Annotated in this window: 26 protein-coding genes and 1 tRNA gene; 10 read left to right on the top strand and 17 right to left on the bottom strand. The window is 55.7% G+C overall.

Features of this window, described 5'->3' with window-relative positions; all coding sequences use genetic code 11:
- The first annotated feature begins 224 nt into the window (after positions 1-224).
- From Z948_RS0113895 to Z948_RS0113880, 4 genes are all read left to right on the top strand, one after another.
- Positions 225-1,505 carry an O-acetylhomoserine aminocarboxypropyltransferase/cysteine synthase family protein gene (locus Z948_RS0113895; protein WP_245604581.1) on the top strand — a complete coding sequence of 427 codons (1,281 nt, stop codon included), beginning with the start codon at positions 225-227 and terminating at the stop codon, positions 1,503-1,505.
- A gap of 150 nt (positions 1,506-1,655) precedes the next feature.
- A complete protein-coding gene (locus Z948_RS0113890) occupies positions 1,656-4,439 on the top strand; it encodes a hypothetical protein (RefSeq protein ID WP_025060161.1) in 2,784 nt (927 codons plus the stop codon).
- A gap of 184 nt (positions 4,440-4,623) precedes the next feature.
- Positions 4,624-5,082, top strand: coding sequence for an Lrp/AsnC family transcriptional regulator (locus Z948_RS0113885; RefSeq protein WP_025060160.1), 459 nt, complete (start codon positions 4,624-4,626; stop codon positions 5,080-5,082).
- A 32-nt stretch (positions 5,083-5,114) separates the two neighbouring features.
- Complete coding sequence (locus tag Z948_RS0113880) at positions 5,115-7,022, top strand: cation:proton antiporter domain-containing protein (protein ID WP_025060159.1); 1,908 nt, start codon at positions 5,115-5,117, stop codon at positions 7,020-7,022.
- A 19-nt stretch (positions 7,023-7,041) separates the two neighbouring features.
- Here the strand turns inward: Z948_RS0113880 and cobT are convergent, their stop codons facing one another.
- The gene (gene cobT / locus Z948_RS0113875; RefSeq protein ID WP_025060158.1) at positions 7,042-8,052 is read right to left on the bottom strand and encodes a nicotinate-nucleotide--dimethylbenzimidazole phosphoribosyltransferase; all 1,011 of its coding nucleotides are present in this window, start codon (positions 8,050-8,052) and stop codon (positions 7,042-7,044) included.
- Between the two features lie 82 nt (positions 8,053-8,134).
- Between cobT and cobS the strand changes: the two genes are divergently transcribed.
- Positions 8,135-8,884 (top strand): adenosylcobinamide-GDP ribazoletransferase, encoded by a 750-nt coding sequence (gene cobS, locus Z948_RS0113870; protein WP_025060157.1) that lies wholly within the window; start codon positions 8,135-8,137, stop codon positions 8,882-8,884.
- 53 nt (positions 8,885-8,937) lie between these two features.
- On the opposite strand, the gene Z948_RS0113865 is transcribed toward cobS, so the two are convergent.
- The 5 genes from Z948_RS0113865 to Z948_RS0113845 all read right to left on the bottom strand — a co-directional run bounded on the left by Z948_RS0113865 (position 8,938) and on the right by Z948_RS0113845 (position 13,798).
- Positions 8,938-9,456: a CarD family transcriptional regulator gene (locus Z948_RS0113865; RefSeq protein WP_025060156.1), complete on the bottom strand. Its 519-nt coding sequence runs from the start codon at positions 9,454-9,456 to the stop codon at positions 8,938-8,940.
- Positions 9,457-9,719: 263 nt separating this feature from the next.
- Positions 9,720-10,055: a ferredoxin FdxA gene (fdxA, locus tag Z948_RS0113860; protein ID WP_025060155.1), complete on the bottom strand. Its 336-nt coding sequence runs from the start codon at positions 10,053-10,055 to the stop codon at positions 9,720-9,722.
- A 54-nt stretch (positions 10,056-10,109) separates the two neighbouring features.
- A complete protein-coding gene (locus tag Z948_RS0113855) occupies positions 10,110-10,499 on the bottom strand; it encodes an RNA-binding S4 domain-containing protein (RefSeq protein ID WP_025060154.1) in 390 nt (129 codons plus the stop codon).
- Positions 10,496-13,216: a helicase-related protein gene (locus Z948_RS0113850; protein WP_025060153.1), complete on the bottom strand. Its 2,721-nt coding sequence runs from the start codon at positions 13,214-13,216 to the stop codon at positions 10,496-10,498. The genes Z948_RS0113855 and Z948_RS0113850 overlap by 4 nt, the downstream gene beginning before the upstream one ends.
- A gap of 18 nt (positions 13,217-13,234) precedes the next feature.
- A complete protein-coding gene (locus tag Z948_RS0113845) occupies positions 13,235-13,798 on the bottom strand; it encodes a tetratricopeptide repeat protein (protein ID WP_025060152.1) in 564 nt (187 codons plus the stop codon).
- A gap of 76 nt (positions 13,799-13,874) precedes the next feature.
- Between Z948_RS0113845 and Z948_RS0113840 the strand changes: the two genes are divergently transcribed.
- The 3 genes from Z948_RS0113840 to Z948_RS0113830 all read left to right on the top strand — a co-directional run bounded on the left by Z948_RS0113840 (position 13,875) and on the right by Z948_RS0113830 (position 17,269).
- Positions 13,875-14,165 carry an SCP2 sterol-binding domain-containing protein gene (locus Z948_RS0113840; RefSeq protein WP_025060151.1) on the top strand — a complete coding sequence of 97 codons (291 nt, stop codon included), beginning with the start codon at positions 13,875-13,877 and terminating at the stop codon, positions 14,163-14,165.
- An 11-nt stretch (positions 14,166-14,176) separates the two neighbouring features.
- The gene (locus tag Z948_RS0113835) at positions 14,177-15,127 is read left to right on the top strand and encodes an alpha/beta fold hydrolase (RefSeq protein ID WP_025060150.1); all 951 of its coding nucleotides are present in this window, start codon (positions 14,177-14,179) and stop codon (positions 15,125-15,127) included.
- A 321-nt stretch (positions 15,128-15,448) separates the two neighbouring features.
- Positions 15,449-17,269: a M3 family oligoendopeptidase gene (locus Z948_RS0113830; RefSeq protein ID WP_025060149.1), complete on the top strand. Its 1,821-nt coding sequence runs from the start codon at positions 15,449-15,451 to the stop codon at positions 17,267-17,269.
- A gap of 51 nt (positions 17,270-17,320) precedes the next feature.
- Here Z948_RS0113830 and Z948_RS0113825 read toward each other — a convergent pair whose 3' ends face one another.
- From Z948_RS0113825 to Z948_RS0113805, 5 genes are all read right to left on the bottom strand, one after another.
- Positions 17,321-18,079 carry an enoyl-CoA hydratase gene (locus Z948_RS0113825; protein ID WP_025060148.1) on the bottom strand — a complete coding sequence of 253 codons (759 nt, stop codon included), beginning with the start codon at positions 18,077-18,079 and terminating at the stop codon, positions 17,321-17,323.
- 55 nt (positions 18,080-18,134) lie between these two features.
- Positions 18,135-18,998 (bottom strand): alpha/beta hydrolase family protein, encoded by an 864-nt coding sequence (locus Z948_RS0113820; RefSeq protein ID WP_025060147.1) that lies wholly within the window; start codon positions 18,996-18,998, stop codon positions 18,135-18,137.
- Positions 18,991-19,461, bottom strand: coding sequence for a MarR family winged helix-turn-helix transcriptional regulator (locus Z948_RS0113815; RefSeq protein ID WP_025060146.1), 471 nt, complete (start codon positions 19,459-19,461; stop codon positions 18,991-18,993). Before Z948_RS0113815 ends, Z948_RS0113820 begins: the two co-directional genes overlap by 8 nt.
- A gap of 174 nt (positions 19,462-19,635) precedes the next feature.
- Entirely contained in the window at positions 19,636-20,532 is an 897-nt protein-coding gene (gene rpoH, locus Z948_RS0113810) for an RNA polymerase sigma factor RpoH (protein ID WP_025060145.1), read from the bottom strand.
- Between the two features lie 173 nt (positions 20,533-20,705).
- On the bottom strand, positions 20,706-21,740 hold the full coding sequence (locus Z948_RS0113805) for an RluA family pseudouridine synthase (protein WP_025060144.1): 1,035 nt from the start codon (positions 21,738-21,740) through the stop codon (positions 20,706-20,708).
- Between Z948_RS0113805 and Z948_RS0113800 the strand changes: the two genes are divergently transcribed.
- Positions 21,739-22,023: a DUF6476 family protein gene (locus tag Z948_RS0113800; protein ID WP_025060143.1), complete on the top strand. Its 285-nt coding sequence runs from the start codon at positions 21,739-21,741 to the stop codon at positions 22,021-22,023. The two genes, Z948_RS0113805 and Z948_RS0113800, sit on opposite strands and share 2 nt — an antisense overlap.
- A 45-nt stretch (positions 22,024-22,068) precedes the next feature.
- On the opposite strand, the gene Z948_RS0113795 is transcribed toward Z948_RS0113800, so the two are convergent.
- Positions 22,069-22,145, bottom strand: a tRNA-His gene (locus Z948_RS0113795).
- Between the two features lie 210 nt (positions 22,146-22,355).
- On the opposite strand from Z948_RS0113795, the gene Z948_RS0113790 reads away from it, so the two are divergent.
- Positions 22,356-22,556, top strand: a complete 201-nt coding sequence (locus tag Z948_RS0113790; protein ID WP_025060142.1) for a DUF6324 family protein — start codon at positions 22,356-22,358, stop codon at positions 22,554-22,556.
- Here the strand turns inward: Z948_RS0113790 and Z948_RS0113785 are convergent.
- The 5 genes from Z948_RS0113785 to ribB form a co-directional block, all read right to left on the bottom strand.
- Positions 22,553-23,008 carry an MmcB family DNA repair protein gene (locus Z948_RS0113785; protein ID WP_037951902.1) on the bottom strand — a complete coding sequence of 152 codons (456 nt, stop codon included), beginning with the start codon at positions 23,006-23,008 and terminating at the stop codon, positions 22,553-22,555. The genes Z948_RS0113790 and Z948_RS0113785 overlap by 4 nt on opposite strands.
- Positions 23,009-23,315: 307 nt before the next feature.
- Positions 23,316-23,540 carry a hypothetical protein gene (locus tag Z948_RS0113780; protein WP_025060140.1) on the bottom strand — a complete coding sequence of 75 codons (225 nt, stop codon included), beginning with the start codon at positions 23,538-23,540 and terminating at the stop codon, positions 23,316-23,318.
- A gap of 437 nt (positions 23,541-23,977) precedes the next feature.
- On the bottom strand, positions 23,978-24,466 hold the full coding sequence (nusB, locus tag Z948_RS0113770; protein ID WP_025060138.1) for a transcription antitermination factor NusB: 489 nt from the start codon (positions 24,464-24,466) through the stop codon (positions 23,978-23,980).
- Complete coding sequence (locus tag Z948_RS0113765) at positions 24,463-25,014, bottom strand: 6,7-dimethyl-8-ribityllumazine synthase (RefSeq protein WP_025060137.1); 552 nt, start codon at positions 25,012-25,014, stop codon at positions 24,463-24,465. Before Z948_RS0113765 ends, nusB begins: the two co-directional genes overlap by 4 nt.
- Before the next feature lie 5 nt (positions 25,015-25,019).
- Positions 25,020-26,141 carry a 3,4-dihydroxy-2-butanone-4-phosphate synthase gene (ribB, locus tag Z948_RS0113760; RefSeq protein WP_025060136.1) on the bottom strand — a complete coding sequence of 374 codons (1,122 nt, stop codon included), beginning with the start codon at positions 26,139-26,141 and terminating at the stop codon, positions 25,020-25,022.
- Positions 26,142-26,189 lie beyond the last annotated feature (48 nt).

The following is a 26,189-nucleotide window of genomic DNA, read 5'->3' as shown; positions in this document are numbered from 1 at the left end:
ACGGGCTCGCCCCCTTTTCCGCCCTGTAAATGGCCCGCCCTTACATGCTGCATCGTGATGCGCCGCGGATTCGGGTGGGAATAATTCCCAACCGCCCCTAGCTGGGAAAATCACCTCTCTTTTTATCCCTACAAATCAAAGACCTCCCTCATCTTCCGCCGCGTCACTTGTTTGTGACCAGCCTGTCCCGTAACCATTACCCAACAATAATGAGGAGGAATGCGATGTCACACGGTTTTGACACACTACAGATTCACGCGGGCGCACGCCCTGATCCAGCAACAGGCGCGCGCCAAACGCCTATTCACCAGACGACAGCATATGTGTTTCGCGATGCAGATCATGCAGCCGCCCTTTTCAACCTCCAAGAGGTCGGGTTTATCTATTCCCGTCTAACCAACCCGACGGTCGCCGTTTTGCAAGAACGCATCGCGACGCTGGAAGGTGGCGTTGGCGCTGTTTGCTGCTCATCCGGTCACGCGGCCCAGATCATGGCCCTGTTCCCGCTGATGATGCCCGGCAAGAATATCGTAGCCTCCACCCGCCTATATGGTGGTACCGTCACGCAATTCAGCCACACAATCAAACGGTTCGGCTGGGAAGTTAAGTTTGTAGACTTTGACGATCTCGATGCTGTGAAAGCCGCCATTGATGGTGACACCCGCGCCGTCTTTGGCGAAGCCATCGCCAACCCCGGTGGTTACATTATGGATGTGCGCGCCATCGCTGACATCGCTGATGCGGCTCAGATTCCTCTGATTATCGACAACACAACAGCCACGCCTTATCTCTGCCGCCCAATCGACCTTGGCGCGACGCTGGTTGTGCATTCGACCACAAAATACCTGACAGGCAACGGCACGGTGACTGGCGGCTGTGTTGTAGACAGCGGCAATTTTGACTGGTCCGCGACGGATAAGTTCCCCTCCCTCAGCGCGCCAGAACCCGCCTATCACGGCCTCAAATTCCACGAAACCTTTGGTAACCTTGCCTTTACCTTCCACGGGATCGCTATTGGTCTGCGGGATTTGGGCATGACAATGAACCCACAGGCCGCTCACTATACGCTAATGGGCACTGAAACCCTCAGCCTGCGCATGGATCGCCACGTCGAGAACGCATTGAAAATCGCCAAATGGCTCGAGGCGGATGATCGTATTGATTACGTCACCTACGCGGGCCTCGAATCATCGCCCTACTTTAGCCGCGTTAAAGATGTCTGCCCAAAGGGCGCTGGTGGCCTGTTCACCTTTGCTGTCAAAGGCGGCTATGACGCCTGCGTTAAACTGGTGAACTCACTCGAGATTTTCAGCCATGTTGCCAACCTTGGTGACACGCGTTCCCTGATCATCCACTCGGCTTCGACCACGCACCGCCAGCTAACACCTGAGCAACAAGAGGCAGCAGGCGCAGGGCCAAACCTTGTCCGTGTCTCGATCGGGACGGAAAACGCGGATGATCTGATCGCCGATCTGGATCAGGCATTAAGCCAAGCCGCCTCGTAACCGGCGAACGCTACGCGAGCCCCTCTCGCGTAGCGTTTTCAAGGCTGCTGTGCCAAAATCCGCTTGCAGACCTTTCCATAAACGTCTGTTTGCGATAGCCTATTGGGATACAAAGTTGTTGGTTAATCAGACCCGTGATAGAGGCAACGCATGAAGCCTAATTTTGCCCTTTCCCTGTCTTTCGAAGGCATAAAACTATTGCACCGCGCTGCCGGTGGCTGGCGTGAAGTCGGCGAAGTTGCTGTAACCGCTGATGATTTAGCTGGTGAACTGGCGATGCTGCGCAAAACCGCCAGCAGCCTAGAACCTGGTGGCGTGCGCTCGAAACTGCTGATTCCCGAAAGCCAGATCAAATATCTGACAATCGACACCCCAGGTCTGTCGGACAGCGCGCGGCGCAAAGCAGCCGAGACCGCTTTGCATGACGCAACCCCCTACGAGCTATCCGAACTGGCCTATGACATCAGCGTTGATGGCCCCAAAACCCATATTGCCGCTGTCGCCCGTGAGACCCTGACCGAGGCAGAAACCTTTGCGACCGAGCATCGTTTCCACCCCGTCAGCTTTGTCGCTGTTCCGGGTGACGCGCCCTATCTTGGTGAACCCTTCTTTGGTCCAACCAAAGGAGCCACCGATTTACTAGAGCCGGGAGAGGGTGTTGAAGCGGATGGCATTGCAGTTGTCATCGTCGGCGCGGTTTCCCCTGAAACAGTGTCGCCGACACCCCCTGTCGCCCCCCCCAAGCCAGAGCCTGACCCACAGCCCGAGCTGCCTCTTGCGGCAGAACCAACTGTGCCCCCCACAGCTCAGCCCGAGCAGCCTGTGCCAACAGAGCCAACACCTGAGCCTGCATCCAAGCCAGCGCCAAATGCTGAAGTGCCACAAGCCGCGCCCAAACAATCAGAACCAACACCCAAAGCACCAAGCGCTGAAACCGCGCCTACGGTAGAACCCGTCGCAAAAGAGGCCAACGCCGAAGCCCCAAAAGCTGCGGCTGAACCCTCCGTGCCCCCCTCGCAAGCCCCCCAAGAAACAGCAGACACCGCCAAGGCTGATGAGCCTATGGGAGATGAAAGCGATAGCGGGGTTGCCGCACCTGTTGCAGCCCCCCTTGCTGCTGCAGCGGCTCTGACTGCACAAACATCTCCGCCTAGCGCCGAGCAACCACTGGCAGAACCAACCGCTAGCGGGTTCAGCAGCCGTCGCGGCGCGCCTCCCGTGGCGGGCAAGCCGCTTGGCGGGGCCCAGCGCGCGACAGCAGCCAGCGTAGCCATACCTGCGGTGGAAACACCTGCGCCTGACAGCAGCTCGTTGACACAGCAGCAGGTCGTTCCCCCAGCGGCAGAACCTGCGGTTGCGAAAACGGGGTTCTTTAGCCGCCGCAAACCACGCGGAGGGGCAGCAGCCCCCGTGCCTGCCCCAACAACACGCGTTGCCGCAGCGGGCAGCGAAGCAGAACGCATGACCGTCTTTGGCGCGCGATCTGATCAGATTGGCGGCAAACCTCGCTTCCTTGGCCTGATCATGACCGCAATATTGCTGGTCTTTCTTGCAGGTGTTGCGGCTTGGGCCGCTGTCTTTTTGGACGAAGGACTGGCAGGTTTGATCAGCCGCGATGATGATCGCACAACCGCCTCCGCGCTGGAAAACCAGATCGACCCAGAGATCATTCGCACAACTGAGGGCGCCGAAGATCCTGATCCGGCCACAGGCGAAACGGTTCAGATTGCGGCCCTAGATCCTGTATTATCCGCCGAAGACACTGCCGTACTGGATGCCCTACAAGATGCGCGACCAGAGCCTCAAACACCTGTCATTACGGAACAAGAAGCCGCCGCACGTTACGCGGTAACAGGCATCTGGCCGCTGGCCCCTACCACGCCGCTGGCCGCGCCGGATACAATTCCCGAACCCGTCTATCGCAGTGGCATTGATGGGGCGAGCCCTGCCAATGATGCCATTGCCCTGCCTGAGGTTCAGGAGCTGGAGGCGAATGTACAACTTGCTGCGGCGCTTTCTCCACCGCCCTATGGGCAATCCACCGCCCTTGATGCCAACGGGCTGGTTATTCCCACGGCTGCGGGTGTTGTCACGCCAGGTGGCTTTACCCTGATTGCTGCCAGCCCTCCGGTTAAGCCGCCAGCCACAATCGCGCGTTTTTCAACCCAGCCCAGTGTAACACCTGCTGTTGTTGCGCCTGAAACATCGCCACTGTTCCAATTCCGCCCCCAAAACCGCCCTCGTGGCTTGTCCGAACGGGCAGAGCGCGCCCAATTAGGGGGTGTTTCTAGGGTTGAGCTGGCAGCCTTCCGCCCGTCCCTGCGCCCCCGTTCATTGCAGGACCGCGCCAGACAGGCCGAAGAAGAGGCAAAAGCGAAGGAAGAGGCCGCAAAAGCCGCTGAAGAAGCCCGCACAGCAGCGGCTGCCGAAGCAGCTACCGCCGCAGCGGCCGCAGCCCTGACCCTACCCACACCAGAAACCGAAGCCGCAACTGCGGCGGCTGCCGCAGCCGCGGCCGCAGCGGCAGCCGTCCAAAGTGGCACCAAATTTGCAATTGCCAAATCCACGCGTCCCGATCCGCGGCCCCGCAATTTTGCCCGCATCGTCAAACGCGCCGAAAGCAAAGCCCCCAAAGAAACCCGCGTTGCGGCCGCCGCCCAAGTTGCACCTCGCACTGTCGCGCCCAAAGTGCCCTCTAAAGCATCGGTTGCCCGCAGCGCCACAGTGAAAAACGCGATCAACCTGCGCAAGGTTAACCTGATCGGCGTCTACGGCAAACCGTCCAGCCGTCGCGCCTTGGTTCGTTTGTCAAATGGCCGCTACAAGAAAGTTCGTGTTGGTGATCGTATTGATGGGGGTCGGATTTCGGCAATCAGCAATTCGGAATTACGCTATTCCAAAGGCGGGCGGAATGTTGTGCTGAAGATGCCTTAAGGCGTCTCTTCCTTGCCCCACTGCCCCAACCGTTTCAGTCAAAACTGCGCTTATCCAGCGCGCCGTCATCAAGGTGACACAAAACAGCGCCATCACAGCAACCTGTGCATCGTATTCACATCAGCCCTAGCCCCCATACGGAATTTGCGCAAAATATCAGACGTAACTTCAAAAGGTTCGCACCATGCTCGATGATATCGACAACCGCCTGTTGGCCGCATTGCAAAAAGACGCACAGCTCACGGCCCAACAACTTGGCGAGGCGCTCAACCTCTCTCCTTCTCAGGCCGGACGGCGGCGGCAAAAGCTGGAAGCTGACGGTGTAATCCAAAACTACACAGCACAGGTAGATCCGCGAAAGCTGGGCTTGGCCGTGCAGGGGTTTGTTCAGGTTTACCTAAGCACCCATGGGCCGGAAAACTCCACCAGCTTTGCGCGGTTGATCGCCAATCGCGGTGAAATTGTTAGTGCTTGGGCGATGACGGGTGATGCGGATTACCTGTTGCGCGTGTATTGTGAAGACCTACCCGCCCTAAACCGGCTGATTCACGATATTCTGCTGCCCCATCAGGCCGTTGCCCGCGTGCATAGCCAGATCGTTATGGACCAGCTCAAAAGGGATGGCCCTCTCCCTACAGATTAACGCCCTCTCAGGCCAAATACGAAAGACATTTAATGGAAGGTTTCCTGTTTCAGGCCTCGATCTATCTAGCAGCTGCGGTGATCGCTGTACCGATTGCAGCCCGTTTAGGGCTAGGCTCGGTCTTGGGTTATCTGGCAGCGGGGATCTTAATCGGGCCGGTTTTGGGGCTTGTCGGGGCCGAGACCAAAGATCTGCAACATTTTGCCGAATTTGGCGTTGTGATGATGTTGTTTCTCATCGGGCTAGAGCTAGAGCCGCGCGCCCTATGGGATATGCGCCACAAGCTGTTTGGCCTTGGCGGGCTACAGATTGGCCTTAGCACATTGGCCCTTATGGGAATTGCGATGGCCTATGACCAACCTTGGGGAGTCTCTTTGGCCATCGGGCTGACGCTTTCGCTCAGCTCAACAGCCATTGTGTTGCAAACCCTTTCTGAAAAAGGATTGATGCGCACCGCCGGTGGGCGGTCCGTCTTTTCTGTTCTGCTGTCCCAAGACATCGCCGTTATTCCCATGTTGGCATTTCTGCCGCTTATCGCCGTGACAATGCCTAGCGCGGTTGTCTCTCCGGATGGGTCAATCACGCTAGAGGGGGCCCAGAACGGCGGGCATGGGGATGACCATGGCGGCCATGGTGCCGATGCAGCCTTTACCTTTATTGATATGCTTCCTGCTTGGGGTGTGCCTCTTGTTACGATCGGGGCAATTGCAGCGATCATCATCATGGGCGTTTTCTTTACCCGCCCTGTCTTTCGTTTCATCCATTCGGCCAAGCTGCGCGAGATGTATACCGCCCTTGCTTTGCTGATCGTTGTTGGCATCTCTTTCATCATGATGCTGGTCGGGCTTTCCCCCGCCCTTGGCGCGTTTCTGGCGGGTGTTGTTCTGGCAAGTTCCGAGTTCCGGCATGAGCTGGAAACCGATCTTGAGCCGTTCAAAGGTCTCCTCTTGGGGCTCTTCTTTATTACCGTTGGGGCTGGCATTAACTTTGAGCTGCTGGCCTCTGACTTTGTCATTATCTTTGGAATGGCGATTTTGGTAATTCTGGTAAAGGGTCTCATCCTTTTCTGGCTGGGGCGGTTGTTCAAACTACATGGGCGCGATCAGTGGTTGTTCGCCTTGGGGTTGGCCCAAGCAGGTGAGTTTGGATTTGTATTGGTCAGCTTTTCCGTCACAACCGGCGTTATTCCGGATGCGGTGGCGGAAACCTTGCTGCTGGTCGTTGCGCTGACCATGCTGATTACGCCGCTCCTCTTTATCCTCTTTGATATGATTTCCAAACGCAGTGCTGATGCCTCGGTGCGCCCGCCAGATGACGAGATTGATCAGGAAGGCCCTGTTATCATCGCAGGCATTGGGCGTTTTGGTCAGATTGTGAACCGGTTGGTTCAGGCATCTGGTTTCGAAACCGTGGTTCTGGACCATAACCCTGATGCCATCGCAGTGATGCGGCGGTTTGGCTTTAAGGCTTTTTTGGGTGATCCCACGCGGCCTGACATTCTCCGCAAGGCGGGCCTTGGTGATGCGCGGGTGCTGGTTGTGGCCCTTGATGATCCTAAAGCCGCCCGTAAGCTGGTGAAATACGCCCGCAAAATGTGCCCCGAATTGCATATCATTGCCCGCGCCAACGACCGAATTGATTCATTTCATCTCTATCAATCGGGCGCAAATGACATCGTGCGCGAACTGTTTGACAGCTCTCTTCGCGCTGGTCGCTATGTTTTGGAAAACTTGGGCCTGTCCGAATATGAAGCCGCCGAAGCGGAAAAGATGTTCTACCATCATGACCGAACATCCGTCCGCGAATTGGCCCAACTATGGGACCCCGATGTCCTGCCCGAAAACAACAAAGCCTATGTCGCGCGTGCGAAGGAATTGCAAAAGGATCTCGAGACGGCCTTCCTCGACCTTTCGGCCGAGAAAGAGAACAAGCAGGGCTAACCCGCGCTCAGGCTTAGGCTCAGGCGTCTGTGACGCCTGCCTCGGCAAAGGTGGCCATACCGCTGTGGCATTCCAGCGCTGCTTTGACGATATGGATAGCAAGGGCGGCGCCTGATGCTTCGCCTAGCCGCAGGCCAAGCGATAGCAATGGCTCTTTGCCTAGCGCCCCTAACAGCCGCGCATGGGCACCCTCAGCGCTTTGGTGGCCTGCAACGCAATGGTCCAACGCCCCCTGTGAGCTATCCGCAAGGCAAGCAGCCGCAGCCGAGCAAATAAACCCGTCAAGGATAACAGGGATGCGCAAGCTGCGCGCGCGCGCGATCGCCCCAGCCATGGCGGCCAGTTCACGCCCGCCTAGACGGCGCAGCATCTCTACCCCGTCGCCTTGCCCTTTGTGAAGCGCAAGACCTTCGTTCACAACGCGGGTTTTGTTAACCAGACCTGCGTCATCTACGCCTGTCCCACGCCCTGTCCACTCAGCCGCCTCGCCCCCTAACAAAGCGGCAGCCAAAGCCGCGGCAGGTGTGGTGTTGCCGATCCCCATTTCGCCAACGACAAGCAGATCACTCTCCGCTCGCACCGCATCCCAACCAACAGCCAGCGCCGAAACAACATCTGTTTCGCTCATCGCAGGGCCTTGGGTGAAATCATTTGTCGGGCGATCCAGCTCTAACGCATGCACATCCAGTTGCGCCCCCGCCGCGCGCGCCAATTGGTTGATCGCGGCGCCGCCGTGTTGAAAGTTCATCACCATCTGCTCGGTCACTTCTGGTGGGAAGGCGGAAACCCCTTGGGCTGCAACACCGTGGTTGCCCGCAAAAACGATCACTTGAGCCGCTTCAACGCGCGGTTGAGGGTTGCCGCGCCAGCCAGCATACCATTGCGCCAGCTCTTCCAGACGCCCCAAAGCCCCCGGAGGCTTGGTCAGTTGCCCGTTGCGTTCCGCCGCACCGTCCCGCGCTGTTGAATCAATTTGTGGCAATGCAGCAAGTACCGCGCGAAAACCATCAAGATCAGAAAACTCAGCCATCCCAGAAACCCCTTATTGCCAGATCGTTCCAGCCTGTTTACCCAATAAAGCGCTGCTCACAAGCATTGAAAGGGGCAACGTCATGGATAAAAACGACCCGCTACGTCAGGTTTTGTTGGCTGCGGCCCTTTTGACGCGTCTTCCCCTGCCTCAACTCCCACAGGGTGCCTTTGACAAAAGCGCAAAAGCTGTCTGGGCCTACCCCGTGATCGGGGTGATCGTTGGGGCGGTCGGAGTGGTTGTTGGAAAATCGGCTCTGGGGGTCGGAATCCCCCTTTTTGCGGCTGCGACACTGGTGATCATCACCACGATGGCCCTTACAGGCGCCATGCACGAAGACGGGTTGGCGGATGTTTTTGACGGCTGGTGGGGCGGCTATACGCCAGAGCGCCGGTTAGAGATCATGCGCGATAGTCAGGTCGGAACATTTGGCCTTTTAGCTCTCACGACGGTGTCCCTTTTACGGATCAGCGCGATTGCTGCCTTGCTGGCAGTCTGGTGGCCAGCAATCATCGTTTCAACTGTTCTATCCCGCGCGGCCATGCCCGTACTGATGTTTGGCCTGCCCTATGCGCGCAAAGACGGCCTATCACACAGCGTTGGAAAACCGCGTTCGGCTTTTGCCATCACGTCGCTGGCCCTTGGGCTGGTGATCTCAATTTTCCTGATCGGGTTTTCCGCATTATTGGCTTTCGCCCTGACAATTGCCGTAACGCTGGCGGTTGCGGTTTTGGCCAAACGCAAGATCGGCGGACAAACCGGAGACGTTCTAGGGGCGTTACAACAACTCAGCGAAGTGGCGATCCTGCTGGGCTGCACAGCGCTTTTGTAACGAAAAACGGCGCCTGAATTTCAGACGCCGTTTCAATCATTTTCGATCCAGACTTAGGCAGCTGGGGCGATACGGCTTTCGAGCACATCGCTGATCTGCTTAGCAGCCGCCAATTCGTCACCCCCAGCAACAGCAGCAACTTCTCGCGTCAGACGCTCCAAAGCTGCTTCATACAGCTGACGTTCGGAATAGGACTGCTCACGCTGGTCATCGGTACGGTGCAAGTCACGCACAACCTCGGCAATTGCGATCAGATCGCCCGAGTTGATTTTCTGTTCGTATTCTTGCGCGCGGCGCGACCACATTGCGCGCTTCACTTTGGCCTTACCCTTTAGCGTTTTCATCGCGTGCGCGATAACGTCAGGAGAGCTAAGCGCGCGCATGCCGATTTCAATCGCCTTTTGCGTCGGAACCCGCAGGGTCATCTTGTCTTTTTCAAAGGTAATCACATACAGCTCTAGGGATGTACCCGCGATTTCCTGCTCTTCGACGTCTGTGATCTGGCCCACACCATGCGCGGGATAAACAACAAACTCGTTCGTGCGGAAATCTAGTTTCTTGGACTTACTCATACTCTTCAGGCTCCTACTGTGGCGCGGCCAATGGGGGCAACGCACAACAAACGCACCCAGCAACAGGCGATTGCCTGCGCGTCATGCGTTAAAATTTGAATGGTTAGCTGCGCCGTGATTGGGCGGCGTCTAGGGGTGTGTAAAAACGTATCATCCCCAACAGTATATCACAAAATCGCCCCCCCTAAAAGAGGCGCAAAATGCCAATGCAGCAACGCTAAAACGCTGCTGCACCCAAAACAACACGAATCACCGATAACGGGTTAACCGCCCTCTCCAGGCGCCTCGGAAAACAGCTCCATCTTACCCTCTTTACCATCCATCTCTTCGGCGGAAGGCAGCTGGTCTTTCTTGGTGATGATCACAGGCCAGAGTTCGGAGTACTTGCGGTTGAACTCAACCCATTTTTCCATCTCTGGATCTGTATCAGGCCGGATCGCATCTGCTGGGCATTCAGGCTCACACACGCCGCAGTCGATACACTCGTCAGGGTGGATCACCAGCATGTTCTCACCTTCATAGAAACAATCAACCGGGCAAACCTCGACACAGTCGGTGTATTTGCAGGCGATGCAGGCGTCGTTCACGATATAAGTCATGGGAGGATGTCTCTGTCAGGATTGCTCAGCCTGTAGCTAGTCCAGCAGCGAGGATCATTCAAGATGGCGCGCCTTAGAAAGATCAAGCTGACGGCGGTCGCGTTTCGTCGGACGCCCTTTTCCCTCAAATGCGGGGTTGTGAGGAACTTTTTCCCGAACGGCACGCTCAGGCGGGGCCATATCGGTGTAAAGTTCTTGTGCTTCGGGCGCTGGCCCCCTGCGGGTGCCACATGCCTCGACACGAATAACGCGGATATGATCGTCTTTGGGAAAGGTCAAAACATCGCCCGCAGAAATGGTCGTGCTGCGTTTTGATGTGGGTGTTCCGTTGATCCGGACGTTGCCTCCGGCGACAATTGTTGCCGCCAGAGATCGTGTTTTAAAGAACCGCGCATACCACAGCCATTTATCCAGCCGTAGTTTTTGCGGTGCAGCCTCGCTCACGAGTCGTTTTTGAGGCCCATAAGAGCCGCAGCAAACGGGTTGTCGGGATCGATCTGCTTTTCCTTCTTGGGCGGGCGCGCCGAGAAGTTCTGGCTTTTGCCGCCTTTACCACCATCACGTTGGCCTTTTTTGCCACGCGGGTTCGGTTTGCCCTTACCTTTAGGACGATCGCCACCCGCGTTTTGGCGGCGCGGTGCGCGGGCCCATGTGAAGGTGTAGAAAGTTTCCATTTCTGGTTCTGCGGCTTCAGTAGGCGCGGCCTCTGCTGGCGCTGCCTCTTCACTTGGTGCAGCTTCCGCTTCAGCGGCAGGCGCCTCAACAGCGCCTTCAGGCGCGGCTTTCACTTTGGCGCGCTCGCCCGCTTCGGCTTTATAGCCCAAGCCCTGCATCAGATCAGCGAACTGTTCCAATGTGGTGCCTGAAATCGACAGCATGTCGGCCTTGGCTTCAAAGCCGCCACGCGAATCTTCATTGCGCAGCATGTCGGCCAAACGCTCCAACATATCGATGCGGATCGCGCGGGTACCGGCATTGCGATAGCCCGACATTGTGTCGGCACCGGCTGGCGCGCCAGATTCCACAGGGATCGTCACCAAACCAGGGGGGGGCGATTCGGGGAATTCGGACAGACCATTCACCAAAGACCACAGAACCAGTCGCAGACGCGTTGGCGCAGGTTTCAGCAACAGCGGCATAAAGATGGTGAACTGACCAAAGCGGATGCCGTGCTTGCGCAGCGCGCCGCGGGCATCTTGATCCAGCGATTTCACTTCTTCGGCGATGTCAGCGCGTGGCAGAACACCAAACCCTTCAACCATCCGGAACGCAAACCCACGGGCAAGACCCGTCAGCGCCTCATCCTTTTGCAGGGCGATCAGCGGCTCAAACAGCGCGGCGACCTTGCGATCAATAAAGTGCTGGAGGCGGCGCTGCACCTTTTGCAAAACATCAGGACCAGCCACATCATCCACAAATACTTCGACTTGCGGCTTTAGACCGTCTGCGCCAGCCACCAATTTACCAACAGCCGAGTTGCCCCACATAAGGCCCCCCTGCTCGGTGAAATCAATTTCGGTATCAGGCGCGTTATAAAAACGATCCGCCCGCAAATGGAATTGCGGCGCAAGCGCTTGCAATGCTGCCGTCTTGATCGTTTTGCTTTCTGCCGTACCAGCACCTTTGTCTGCGCGGAAACGGAACCCGTCCAGCTTGCCTACAAATTCGCCTTCTACGGTTACTTCACCGGTCTCGTTTACTTCGGCCACCATGGCTTCCTTCTGTCCTAGCCGGCGCAACAATACAGATGTACGCCGATCTACAAATTTTTCGGTCAAACGCGCATGTAACGCATCCGACAGTCTGTCTTCTACGACACGCGCCTCGCCGCGCCAATGACTTTCGTCATTTGTCCAACCTTTGCGCTGGGTGACGTAGGTCCATGTGCGGATAAACGCCAATCGTTTCGAGAGTGCGTCAATATCCCCATCTTTGCGGTCAATGCGTTTGATCTGGCGTGCAAGCCAGTCATCAGGCAACGACCCGTATTGATGCAGGTAGTTATAGATTATTTCCAACAGGTTTGCATGTTCTGCGTGACTGATCCCGCGAAAATCGGGAATGCGGCACACATCCCACAACAGGCGCACCGATGGGCCGTTTGTGCAACGCGCCGCTATTTCCGCGTCTTCGCCCAATGTTTTAAGGACGCGCAGGTCATCTGCTTCGCGCGCTTTCACCAATCGCTCGTCGGTTGGCGCCTCTTCCAGAGATTTCACCAAATTCGGGATGCTGCCAAATTGCAAACGTGGATTGCGCCAGTTGATTTTGTTTTGTGGGCTGAACTGGTGATCCATAATGGCACGGGCGACCCCATCGTCCAGCGGCCTCGCATCGCCTGTCACGCCAAAAGTCCCATCCTTCATGCCGCGACCAGCACGCCCCGCGATCTGGGCCAGCTCATTTGGGGCCAATGGTCGCATCCTGCGCCCGTCGAATTTCGACAGGCTGGAAAACGCCACGTGATCCACATCCAGATTGAGCCCCATCCCGATGGCATCCGTCGCCACCAGATAGTCAACCTCGCCGTTTTGATACATCTCGACCTGCGCATTGCGCGTGCGCGGCGATAACGCCCCCATCACAACCGCTGCACCGCCCTTTTGGCGGCGGATCAGCTCGGCAATGGCATATACATTTTCAACCGAAAACCCCACAATTGCGCTGCGAGGGCGCATCCTACTTATCTTTTTCTGACCTGCGTAGGTTAATTCGGACATTCTTTCGCGTTTGATGAATTGCGCCTCTGGCACCAGCGACGCGATGGTGCCGCGCATGGTGTCAGCCCCCATAAACAGGGTCTCGTGCAGCCCACGCGCCCGCAACAATCGGTCGGTAAAGACATGCCCCCGTTCTGGATCAGCGCATAGCTGGATTTCATCCACGGCGACAAAATCGGCGCCCATCCCCTCGGGCATCGCCTCCACCGTACAGATCCAATATTGCGCGCGCGGCGGCACGATACGCTCTTCGCCCGTCACCAACGCCACAACCGAAGGGCCCCGCGCCGCAACAACGCGGTCATAGACCTCGCGCGCGAGCAGCCGTAGCGGCAAACCGATAATACCCGAGCGATGCCCCAACATACGCTCGATCGCGTAAGTGGTCTTACCCGTGTTGGTGGGGCCTAAAACGGCCACAACCCTGCCTTGCGTGTTCACCGCAATATCCTAACCTGTTCAGAGAGTACGCCCGATGCCTTTGGTCTTGAGCTGTTCAAGGGCCGATTTGGCGTTTTCGTGGTTCGGGTTCAACGCCAACACACGGCGATACAGCTGCGCAGCAGATCGGGAATTCCCGACCTCTTCCAACAAAACAGCAAGGCCAAAAATAGCATTAAAATTATCAGGATTTAGCGCAAGAGCGGTCTCCAGATCATCCGCAGCTGGCCCATATAGATTCGCCCGATAATAGGCCGTGGCGCGGGCATGGAACCCTTCGGCAAACTCCGGCGCGTGATCCGTCAAAGCCGTAAGGTGATCAATCGCAACCGAAAATTCCCCCACAGCCATGGCATCCCGCCCGCGTTTCAGCAACAAATCCATCGCAGCCGATCCTGATCGAGACCATTCTCGCTCGATATCTCGTTCAACCGCCCGAGCTTCCTCAGGGGTTGCCTTGCGCAACGCCTCTAGCAACGTGTCGATCTTGGCCAAATCTTGCGAAAAGACGGGGCCACAAAGCAACACAAACGCTCCAAGTGCCGCAACGGTATGTTTGAGGTTGACGATCTTCATACGCATAACAACACTGAATGTAACAGGTGGCCGCCCGATTTCCAGAGACGACAGCCACCATTTGCCAAAAAAGGGCTGAAAAATGAGTGATGTGATCAATGAAGCGGTAAAACTGCTAACCGAAAAAATGACCGGTCTTGAAATTGGCGGCACCGTCAAATTCGACATCGAAGGCGAAGGCACTGTAATGGTTGACGATAACGGCGTTCGCGCAGGCGACGACGACGCAGATGTAACGCTCAGCGCGGACCCAGACACGTTCCAAGGCATGATGGACGGCGAAACCAACCCCACATCCGCCTTTATGACCGGTAAATTGAAGGTAGACGGTGACATGGGCATGGCGATGAAACTCGCTTCTGCGCTGGCCTAAACGGACCGGAAATGTCATCCCTTTCGCCTGCCCCTTTATTCACTGACCTGCATGCCGGCCCTGAACCGGCAGCAGCGCATTGGACAACCACCTCTGACGGGAAAAAGATCCGTCTCGGCGTTTGGACACCTGAAGGCGCACGTGGAACGGTTTTGATTTTCCCCGGACGCACTGAATACGTTGAAAAATACGGGCCTGCGGCAGCTGAATTTGCCAGCCGCGGGCTTGCCTCTCTCGCCATAGACTGGCGCGGCCAAGGTCTGGCCGACAGGCTGATAGACGACCCTCTTGTCGGGTATGTCGAACATTTTACCGATTACCAAAAAGACGTGGCCGCAGCGATGCGCGCAGCAAGAGAGCTGAACCTACCCCGCCCCTATTACCTAGTTGCCCACTCTATGGGGGGCTGCATTGGCCTGAGGGCCGTTATGGAAGGGCTACCCGTACAAGCGGCGGCGTTTACCGGCCCTATGTGGGGCATAAACATCGCGCCACATCTGCGCATCCCTTCGCGCCTGCTCAGCACTTTCATGCCAAAGTTCAACCAAGGGCATCGTCTGGTAACGGGCACCCTGTCAGAGCCTTATGTTCTTTCATCCCCGTTCGACGACAACATGCTGACGACCGATCAAGAGATGTTTGACATGATGCGGGATCAGGTTACAGCGCACCCTGACCTGCAACTTGGCGGCCCCAGCTATACGTGGCTAAGAGAAGCCCTGACTGAGACAGACCATTTAGCCGAGAGAGCTGCGCCCAACCTTCCCTGCATCACCTTTGTTGGCACCAATGAACGCATTGTTGATATTCCCCGCATACACCAGCGGATGGAAAGCTGGAAAGGCGGACAGCTGCGTGTTGTCGAGGGCGGCGAGCACGAAGTGCTTTTGGAAACACCCGATATTCGGACTCCGGTTTTCCAAGAGATTTCCGGCCTCTTCCTAAACACGGCAGCGGGCTGAATCCACGATTACCCACTTAAAACAAAGGATTGCAGGTCATACCTAATGCAAAGAATTAAGTTTGTCGCCTTGCAAATAGCGCATGCTAGGCCGCTCTGAAACCTTTATCAGGTCATGAAAACCCCGCGCCCCAAGCTGCCTTGTTCGCCAGCATCGCGTGGGCACGCGCATCACCGCGCCACCCCAATAGAGGTATTAACAACCACCGTGGGTTATCATCTTAGCAAAGATTAAACTTTGAAGGGGTTACAAGCAGGCCCAACATCTTGCCCCTTACTCATTTGGTGCATACCTATTGTCCAAACGACCAAAGGATTATCAATGTTTCACCTCCCTACCCCCGTCCGTGACGCAAATGCTGCTGGCTCTGACACGCCCTTCGGTGACTTGCCGGAATGGAATCTAGACGACCTTTATGCGGGTGAAGACGCCCCCGAACTAAAGCGCGACTTAGATTGGCTAGAACAAGCCTGCGCCAGCTTTGCTGCTGACTATGAGGGCAAGCTGGCAGATCTGGATGCAGCCGGTCTTTTGGAATGCGTTCTGCGCAATGAAAAGATCAACCAGATCGCTGGGCGGATCATGTCCTATGCTGGTCTGCGCTATTACCAGCTGACCACCGATGCCGATCGCGCCAAATTCATGTCGGACGCGCAGGAAAAGATCACCAACTTCACCACGCCGCTGGTCTTCTTCACGCTAGAGCTCAACACTCTTGAGGATAGCCATCTAGAGGGCCTGCTGGCCAAGAACGCCGATCTGGCCCGTTACAAGCCGATCTTTGATCGTATCCGCGCGATGAAGCCCTACCAGCTGACCGATGAGATGGAGAAATTCCTGCATGACATGGGCGTTGTTGGTGATGCGTGGGAACGTCTGTTTGACGAAACCATCGCGGGGCTACAGTTTGATGTAAACGGTGAAACGCTGGGGATTGAGGGCACGTTGAACCTGCTGACTGATCCAGACCGCAACAACCGCGAAGCAGGCGCGCGTGAATTGGCCGATGTGTTCAGCGAGAACATCAAAACCTTTGCCCGCGTGCATAATACCCAAGCCAAGGAAAAAGAGATCCTTGATCGCTGGCGCGGTATGGAAACGGCCCAGACAAGCCGCCACCTAAGCAATCAGGTGGAGCCCGAAGTGGTCGAGGCGCTGCGCAATGCTGTTGTAAACGCCTATCCAAAACTGTCTCACCGCTATTACGCGCTCAAGCAAAAGTGGCTGGGCCTCGACAAGATGCAGGTCTGGGACCGTAACGCCCCGCTGCCAATGGAAGACACCAAAACCGTCGACTGGCCCCAAGCCGAAAAGATGGTGATGGATGCCTACAACGCTTTTGATCCCCGTATGGGCCAACTGGCCGAGCCATTCTTTAACAAAGGTTGGATCGATGCAGGGGTAAAACCCGGCAAAGCCCCTGGCGCCTTTGCCCACCCCACCGTTACCGACGTGCACCCCTATGTCATGCTCAACTATTTGGGCAAACCCCGTGACGTGATGACCCTCGCGCATGAGCTGGGCCACGGCGTTCATCAGGTGCTGGCCGCGGGTCAGGGCGAGATGCTATCTTCTACCCCTCTTACCTTGGCCGAGACGGCCTCGGTTTTCGGTGAGATGCTGACCTTCCGTAAAATGCTGGAGGGCGCCCAATCCAAGGCCGAACGCCGTATTCTGCTGGCAGGCAAGGTCGAGGATATGATCAACACGGTTGTCCGTCAGATCGCCTTTTATGACTTTGAATGCAAACTCCACGCGGCCCGCCGCAACGGCGAACTGACGCCAGAAGACATCAATGCGCTTTGGATGTCGGTTCAAGCCGAAAGCCTAGGACCGCAGTTTGAGTTTATGGAGGGGTATGAGACATTTTGGGCCTATATCCCCCACTTTGTCCACTCGCCCTTCTACGTCTATGCCTACGCCTTTGGCGATGGCCTCGTGAACGCGCTTTATGCGGTCTACGAGGAAGGCCTGCCTGGTTTTGAGGATAAATACTTTGATATGCTCAAGGCGGGCGGCTCTAAACACCACAAAGAGCTTCTGGCGCCCTTTGGCTTGGATGCCTCTGATCCGGCGTTCTGGGACAAAGGTCTGTCGATGATCTCTGGCTTCATCGACGAGCTGGAAGCGATGGAAGACTAAAGACATTGCCGCGCCGCCCCGATGTTTTCGGGCGGCGCGGCAAACCCACGCCTATTTAAAAACCGCTGGCCGCTTTTGCATCTTCGCCGCAACCACTTCGGCAAACTCTGGCGACTTCAGCTGCTCTCCAAACATAACAGACTCGCGCTGCATCTGTTCGCTCATCTGCGCATGACCATGACGGATCAGCGATTTTGTCTTTTTCATTGATGTCGGTGCCGATTGTGCCACGCCTTTTGCAACTTCTTGCGTTTGGACCAGCAAGTCTTCGTCCAAAAACACCCGCGAGGCCAACCCAAAGGCGACGGCCTCTGATGCGTCCAGAACGCGACCTGCCAAAAACATATCATTTGCCATCGCATTCCCGATTGCAGCTGGCAACAACATCGAAGACGCCGCCTCGGGGACCAGCCCCAGCTGGACAAACGGGGTGCTAAAGGTTGCCGAGCGCGCAACAAACACCAAATCACAATGCAGCAGCATCGTGACGCCAATGCCAATCGCAGGCCCATTCACCGCAGCGATCAGCGGCTTTGGACAGGAAGAGACTTGCTCTAGAAAGCGGGCCACCGGAGGTTGCTCATCTTCGTTCGAGCCGGTCCAGAAATCTTTTACATCATTGCCAGAGGTGAAATAGTCCTGCGCGCCTGTGATGACGAATGCGCGGACCTCGTCATTGGCCGCATAATCAGCCAAGGCATCGGCCATGGCCCCATACATTTCTTGTGTAATGGCATTTCGTTTTTCCGCACGCGAAAGGGTCATCGTCGTGACACGATCCACAGTTTCGAGAATGATATTGTCGCTCATTTTATTTTCCGTTTGTTCAATTTCTTATTCCAGTTCTGGGTGAAGCCGTTGGCGATCAAGGCTTTGAAAGCCAATCCCAGAATTCCCCCCATAGTTCTTCGCGCCCTTTTCGAAACGCGCCCTCGTGGCCGATACGGCTTACCCCGATGTCCTTTGCGCTCCGCATGACAATCTGCTGTTTCGCATTGGGATAGCTTTTCAACAGGCTTTCTGCAGCAGGCTGCGTAGCAATTGGATCATCTGGAAAGATCCACGATTTGATCGGCGCATCTACCTGATCATAGTGATGCCCTGCCAGCTTGCCGTCATAGTCCGACCTGAAATACTCGCGCCGATTGCTCCAACGGCGCCATGTTTTGAAAAGCTCAGGCGGGAGCGCTTCGCCCTGCCACCCTCCTAGGGGTTTGATATAGCCATACCTAAGCAAGCAATACGTGCCCAAACCCCACCAGAAATACATCTCAGTAGGTAGGTAGCTTTTGTGGTGATACATCCACGACCCTACCCCAACCGAAGCAAACGCATGGCGGCGGATCTTGTTATGGTTCGGCATGAGGCCAATAAAGTGCCCCCCAACGCTATGCGCCAGATGGGTGATCTGCAAATCGGGACAGGCCTGTTCCAGCGCATCCACCGCCGCAGGCATATCCAGCCGACCCCAATCGGGATAGTCGATCCCTGACGCAGCAAGGTCCTCTGCTCCAGAGCCTCCAATACCGCGGTAGTCATAGGTGAGCACAACAGCCCCTCGCTGGGCGAGGTATTGAGCCACATCTTTGTAAAACCGGCGGGGAAACCCCGTTCCTGCGGAAATCAGGATGGCGGTTGTCGGGTTCTCTCCTCGAAACAGACTTCCTGCCAAGGTCCACCCGTCAGGGGCCGCAAAGGTAATCTCTTCACCCAAAATTTCCTTAGCCATCGGCATTTTCGCCTTCCATATTGTTGTTCGCAGCGATGATGCCTTCGGCGTCATCCGCCAAATGAAACAAGAAACGCTCGATAATATCCTGTTCTTGGGCTGAAAAGGGCGCCAGCACCGCATCATTAAAGCGGCTCGTCAGCTGCTTGCCCTTGTTCAGGGCAGCATGGCCAAGGGGCTCTAGATAGATGTGCGTCACCCGCCCGTCCAAGGGCGAAGGAGACCGCCGCACCAGCCCTTTTTCACACATTCGATCGACCAGCCCCGTGATACTGGATTTACCCATCGAAAGGGCTTGTGAAATTTCGCTGATCGGGCGGCCATCCTTGCGGGACAATACGAAAAGAACGCCCAACTGCGATGTCGAAAGCCCAATTTCAGCGCGACACCGATGATCGGCTGCCCGAAAAACAGCACTATAAGCGATTTGCAACTGGTGAAAGACTTTGAATTTTCGTGTCATTGGCGGCTTTGCATGTAACTATATTTAGTTCGTATGCGAAGTAAATTTACAAAGCAATCAATGACGGTTGTGCCGTTGGGTCACTTCATCCCGCGATCGCGGCCTCATAGGGGGGGGGCACCAAAACGCAAAAGCCGCCCTAAAAAGAGCGGCTTTTCCTGTTTGTAGCTGGCTTTAATCCGCCGCTGCCATTCCTTTTTCATGCGCCAGTTCACGCATGCGCTTTTGCAGTTTTTCAAAGGCGCGGACTTCGATCTGGCGAATACGCTCGCGGCTGACGTTATATTGGCCGCTCAGATCTTCGAGCGTGACAGTCTCATCCGACAAACGGCGCTGAACCAAGATGTCTTTTTCGCGGTCGTTCAACACATCCATCGCATCGGCAAGCATCTCGCGGCGGGTTTCCAGCTCGTCACGCGCCTCATAATCGCCAGCCTGATCAGCGTTGTCGTCCTCCAACCAGTCCTGCCACTCCATCGTGCCTTCGCCCTCAGAGCCGACAGTCGCGTTTAGCGATGCATCCCCGCCAGACATACGACGGTTCATCGAAATCACTTCGGCTTCGGTCACACCCAGCTGGGTCGCAATGGTTTTGACGTTCTCGGGGCGCAGATCGCCCTCTTCCAGCGCGCCAATCTTGTTTTTCGCTTTGCGCAGGTTAAAGAACAGCTTTTTCTGGCCCGAGGTCGTGCCGAGTTTCACAAGGCTCCACGAGCGCAGGATATATTCCTGAATGCTCGCGCGGATCCACCACATGGCATAGGTCGCCAAACGGAAACCTTTTTCAGGGTCAAACCGTTTTACCGCCTGCATCAGGCCCACATTCGCCTCCGAGATCACCTCGGCCTGTGGCAACCCATAGCCGCGATAGCCCATAGCGATTTTTGCTGCCAGACGCAGGTGAGATGTCACCATTCTATGCGCCGCTTGGGTGTCTTCTTTTTCCACCCATGCTTTGGCAAGCATGTATTCTTCTTCCGGTTCCAGCAAAGGGAACTTGCGGATTTCCTGCATGTAACGGTTTAAGCCGCCTTCCGGTGTCGGAGCTGGCAGATTTGCGTAATTGGCCATGGCTAATTCCTTTCCCTGACGCCCATGTTACTGGGCTTAACATGCGATATGGGGGCGCAAACATCCCTTTTCAAGAGGCCCTGCGCGGTTTCCTTTATCGTTTCATAACAAGGCCCGCAGGGGAATGGTGTGATCTATGGGATCACCCTCTTGTGCAATTTGTGACAACCCGCTTAGGCGCGGGTCGGTTCAAGTGCGGCAAGCAGCTGTGCCATATCGTCGGGCAATGGTGCCTCAAAACGGATCTCTTCACCGCTGATGGGATGAACAAAACCCAACACGGCAGCATGAAGCGCCTGACGGGGAAATTCCTTTACCGCTTGGGCCAGTTCTTCTGGCAAAGCAGTGCGCGCCAGCTTTCGTTTGCCGCCATAGGTAGGGTCACCAACCAGCCCATGACCCGCATGTGCCATATGCACCCTGATCTGATGGGTTCGACCTGTCTCAAGCCAGCATTCCATCAACGCCAATACTGGCGGCGTGCCAAAACGCGCAACCGTGCGGGCGCGCGTAACCGCATGCCGCCCGCCATTAAACAACACCGCTTGGCGCTGACGGTCGGTTTTGTGACGGGCAAGCTGGGTCGTCAGCTTTAGGATGTTACCACTTTCGAAATTTGCGCCCTTCACGCCGCGCAGGCGCGGGTCATTTGCATCTGGAACACCGTAAACAAGCGTGCGGTAGTACCGCTCAACCGTGTGGGCCTCAAATTGTTTGGCCAAGCCATGATGCGCCGCGTCAGATTTAGCCACGACCAACAGGCCAGAGGTTTCTTTGTCGATCCGATGCACAATTCCCGGGCGCTTCATACCGCCCACGCCGGATAGGTCATCGCCACAATGCGCAAGCAATGCGTTCACCAATGTCCCCGAAGGAGACCCCGGCGCGGGATGAACCACCATGCCAGCGGGTTTATTCACCACAATCAGGTCCGCATCCTCATAAACCACATCCAGCGGAATATCCTCGGGCAGAATGTGCGAATCTTGTGCCTCTTCCACGTCAATGTCGATTGTAGCCCCCTCGCCCACAACCGCCCGCGGATCATGCACCACCACACCGTCGATTTGCACAGCGCCCTGATCAATCAGTTTCGCCAAACGGGTGCGCGACAGCGAAGCCTCCTCTGGCACATCACGCGCAAGCGCCTTATCAAGGCGGGGTGGCGGGGTTTCGCCCAGAATGAATGAAATACGGCGGTGTGACATGGACGATCTTTCTGAGCCGGCAAACCTGCGCTTTTTGCGCCGGATGGTGACGGTACTCACAACAGTAATGATTGTCGGCGTGGTAGTCGTTATTGGCCTGCTTGTCACCCGTCTGAGCCGCGATACCACCGTTTTACCCAGTGAAATCGCCCTGCCAGATGGCGCCAAGCCAACTGCCTTTACCCAAGCGGCCGATTGGTACGCCGTTGTCACGGACCAAAACCAGATTCTCATTTATGATCGGCTAACAGGTGCCCTGCGCCAAACCATCAGCGTTGAATAGAAAAGAAGGTCGTTTCTAGCGACGCGATATTGATGTGCTGAAAAATGGTACCGGGGGATGGTTTCGAACCAACTGCCTCGTGGACCACAACCACGCGCTCTAACCAATTGAGCTACCCCGGCACTGGGGCGTTGATTAGATTGCACAGACGGTCGCGTCAACTCCTATCGGTGCAGTTTTTTGATCCTTTGCACGGATATCTGCAATCAGTTTGAATTGTTACCGCCCAAGCCGTTCATTCTGGGCCATGCTCTTCTGCGATCTGACAAAAGCTTGCCTTCCAGACCTTTCGGCGGTAGCCATCCTCACCAGAAAACACGAAGGAACAGGCCATGGGCATCAACGACGAACGCGACATCGAGGCCGATTTGCAGATCGCCCCAACCGATCAAGGCATGGTGCGCCTGTTTGTCGAAGGTGCGGGCGTTGAGATTCCGATGGATTTCACCCCAGACGAAGCCCAAGAAATTGCCGAAGAGATCATGGCCGCCGCCCAAACCGCAGCCCAACTGGGCGGGAAAAAGCGCCGCTAACCCCTATCGGGATGCATATCGGGGTCACGCATGACCTGTAGGCGCCGCGCCGCGGTTACCGCAAATTTCTGAACCATTACCTTGCGCCGCGCTGGCGCAAGCTTTGCCTCTGGCGCCATCCTGACGATTTCACCGCCATAAGCATCCGCGATGATAAGCCCCTGATCTGGCGGTAATAAATCTGTCGGAAAATCCTCATCCACAGCAAAAAAGAAACGGTCCGCCCACTCAATGTAGCCTTCCCATTTACTGTCAGATGTAAAATCGCGCGGGCTGGATTTACATTCAACAATCCATATCTCGCCCTTTGGCCCCAAAGCCATCACATCAACACGCAGCCCCCGCGAGGGGATCAACTCTTCGATGCAAGCAAACCCATAGGACGCTAAATGCCGCGATACCCCGCGCTGCAACAGCTGCCCCGGTTGAAGGATGGTCGATATCTTAGCCATGGACGAACTATGAACATACAGGGAACATCCGCAACCCTTTTGTTCAAAGCGCTAATCCTTGCGTCAAATTTTAATATTCGGGAATTGGATGAAATCACCCCTTGTCGAACTCTTCCCGCCCCCCTACCTAAGGAGCGTGGCGGGCTCTGCCCTGTTCGACTATCGTTTACATTCCAGTGGCCTTAAGCAAATCCGAGGGAGCTGGCTCTGTCTTAGCCCTGGTTAAATTAACTGGCACCCACCTGTACATACAGGTCCTCGGGAATAAAACTAACCGGCAACGGCGGTCTCGTCACACACTACTCGCCTATCTGACGCGCAATGCATTCCCAAAAAGTTTTGTCATTTCGTCCCGTGTCACGGCACCCTCACCAGAATTTTGTTCAGGCATCTGCGTGGGTTCAATCGTTTTATGGCGTGGTGCAGGTCGGTAGTTTGCACGCTTTGCTTTAGCTTGCAGTTCCTTTTCAGGAACATGCGCATCTTCAGCCTTGCGTGACATAAAAAACAAAATCACTCGTACAAAAAACACTAACTACCGACCCTTTCGCTAAGTGAACCTTTGGTCATAACGACAGGTTATTTTTTACTCAGAGTTGTGCTTCCCGCAAGAATCTTCTCGAAATGCGAGAGGGAATTAACGCTTTGTTAACCAATTCTCTATTTCATTTTTTAAAATTGACGAAGCTACACCTGCAAAAAAAGATGCTTTTACGTCATCATAAAATCTTTTTTATTCAGGAGGTTGGAGATGGCTTTCGCTCAATTCCTGCAAGGGGAAAATGGCTGGAAATCTTCCAATTTCGCGCCACACCTATGTGGCGAATGTGCATCAATCAACAGGAATTCCCCCCTAAGGAGATAGTGAAAGCCGTAATTCAACTTATAGGGGTATTTAGTAGCAAGAAGCCACTCCAAAAGATCCGCCAAAGCAGATCAAACCCTTAGAAAATATAAGATATTTGAAAATCAGAAGGATTCTGGACGGGCTTCACGCGCCATGTGATCCAGAACAGCATTCACGAACCTTGCTTCTTTTCCGTCGGGGAAAAAGGCCGATGCTAAATCTAGATATTCAGAGATTACAACCTTAGGTGGTGTCGCATTATCCCGCATCTCAGCTCCGGCTGCGCGGAACAGGGCGCGCAGCGTTGGATCAATGCGCGCGATTGGCCATTTTGCAACCAATGCGCGATCGGTCATTTGGTCGATCGCAGCCTGATGGTTCACGGCATCTTCCAGCACACGGGTAAAATGTGCCTCGTCGCCATCCAGCATTTCGTCACCATCCAGAACATCGCCAAAGCGATAGTCAAGGAACTCTAACCGCACTTTATCCAGCGTCAGGTTTGAATGCTCCATCTGGAACAACGCCTGCACGGCGTAGAGGCGCGCGGCAGAACGCATTTTGCGCTTCATGTTGCCGGTCATATTATCAGTGCGGTTAGGCGTGCTCATGCGGTGGTGTTTCCGTCCAGATCTCCGGCCATCACAGTGTCCTCGCCTGATGGCTTGAACCCGATACCCGTTGGTGTGGACGTCCACTTACGGGTGAGCGCGATAAGATGCAAGGCCGCGAGTGCCGCCCCGCCCCCTTTGTTTTGCCCATCCGGATCAGCGCGCACATCCGCCTGCTGCTTGTTCTCAACCGTGAGGATGCCGTTGCCGATGCACAGCCCCTGAAGGCCTAGCATCTGAAGCGCACGCGAGCTGTCATTGCAGACGGTCTCATAATGCGTTGTTTCCCCGCGAATAACACAGCCCAGCGCGACATAACCGTCAAAGTTGCTGCGCCGATCCGAGATGCCAATCGCCGTTGGGATTTCCAACGCGCCAGGCATTTCGACAACATCATAAGAGGCACCAGCCCCCTCTAACGCCGCTTTGGCGCCTCTTAACAAACCTGCCGCGATATCGCTGTAATAGGGAGAGACGACAATCAGAACCTTCACCGGTTTGTCAAAATCCGGCGCAGGCAGAACGGTGTGTTCTTCGGTAGCGGCCATGTTGATTACTCCTTGGTGATCGGTTGCGTGCCGACAATCTGCAGATTGTAGGCCTCCAACCCTGTATATTTCGTTTGCGGGTTATCGGTTAGCAGGATCAATTCGTGAACGTCCAGTTGCGCCAAAATCTGCGCGCCCAACCCTGTGCGTTTGATGGTGCGCGGCGCGTCGTCTTCGGCATCCAGTCGCAAGCGCGGATTCGGTTCGCGGAAAAGCAGAACCGCGCCGCGCCCAGCATCAGCAATGATCTGCATCGCATTTGGCAGCTCATTCGGAGCACTAGAGCCAAGCCCCAAAACATCCTCCAACGCGTTCAACGCATGGGTCCGCGCAAGAACCGGCGCGCCATCGCTGATATCCCCTTTGCTCAGAACAACGTGGTCAGTGCCCGAAATCTGGTCTTCGAAGACGCGCATCCGCCATTCGCCGCCATAAGCAGACTGAACCATACGATCATCACGTTGCACCAACATATTATCGTGTTTGTTGCGATAGGCGATCAGATCGCTAATCGTACCGATCTTCATGTTATGCTCGGCAGCAAAGCTCACCAGATCAGGCAGGCGCGCCATGGTGCCATCGGGTTTCATGATCTCGCAAATCACGCCAGCGGGCTTTAGCCCTGCCAAACGGCTGATGTCGACCGAAGCCTCGGTGTGCCCTGCGCGCACCAGCACCCCACCATTACGCGCCCGCAATGGAAACACATGGCCCGGTGTGGCGATTTCAGCGGCGGTGTTTTTTTCATCAATTGCAACGGCAACTGTCAGCGCGCGATCAGCAGCCGAGATCCCCGTGGTCACGCCATCACGCGCCTCGATGCTCACGGTAAATGCAGTTTCATGGCGCGAAGAGTTGTTCACAGCCATCATGGGCAGCTCTAGCGTATCAATCCGGTCTTGCGTCATCGGCAAACAGATCAAACCACGCCCGTGAGTCGCCATAAAGTTGATCGCCTCTGCATCGGCAAACTCAGCACCGATCACCAGATCGCCTTCGTTTTCGCGGTCCTCATGATCCACAAGGATATACATCTCGCCAGCGCGGCAGGCGGCGATGATATCTTCAATCGGCGAAATCGCATTGGCAAGTTCGGCTTCTACCGGACCAGGTGTTTCAAAGCTCATGGGCGAGGCTCCTTCATTTCTATCCCTGCCCTAACTGACAGATCCCAA

This window comes from Sulfitobacter donghicola DSW-25 = KCTC 12864 = JCM 14565, from assembly GCF_000622405.1.
Classification (GTDB): domain Bacteria; phylum Pseudomonadota; class Alphaproteobacteria; order Rhodobacterales; family Rhodobacteraceae; genus Sulfitobacter; species Sulfitobacter donghicola.
Note: the sequence above shows the minus strand (reverse complement) of the source record. Positions and strands in the feature narration are given on the sequence as shown.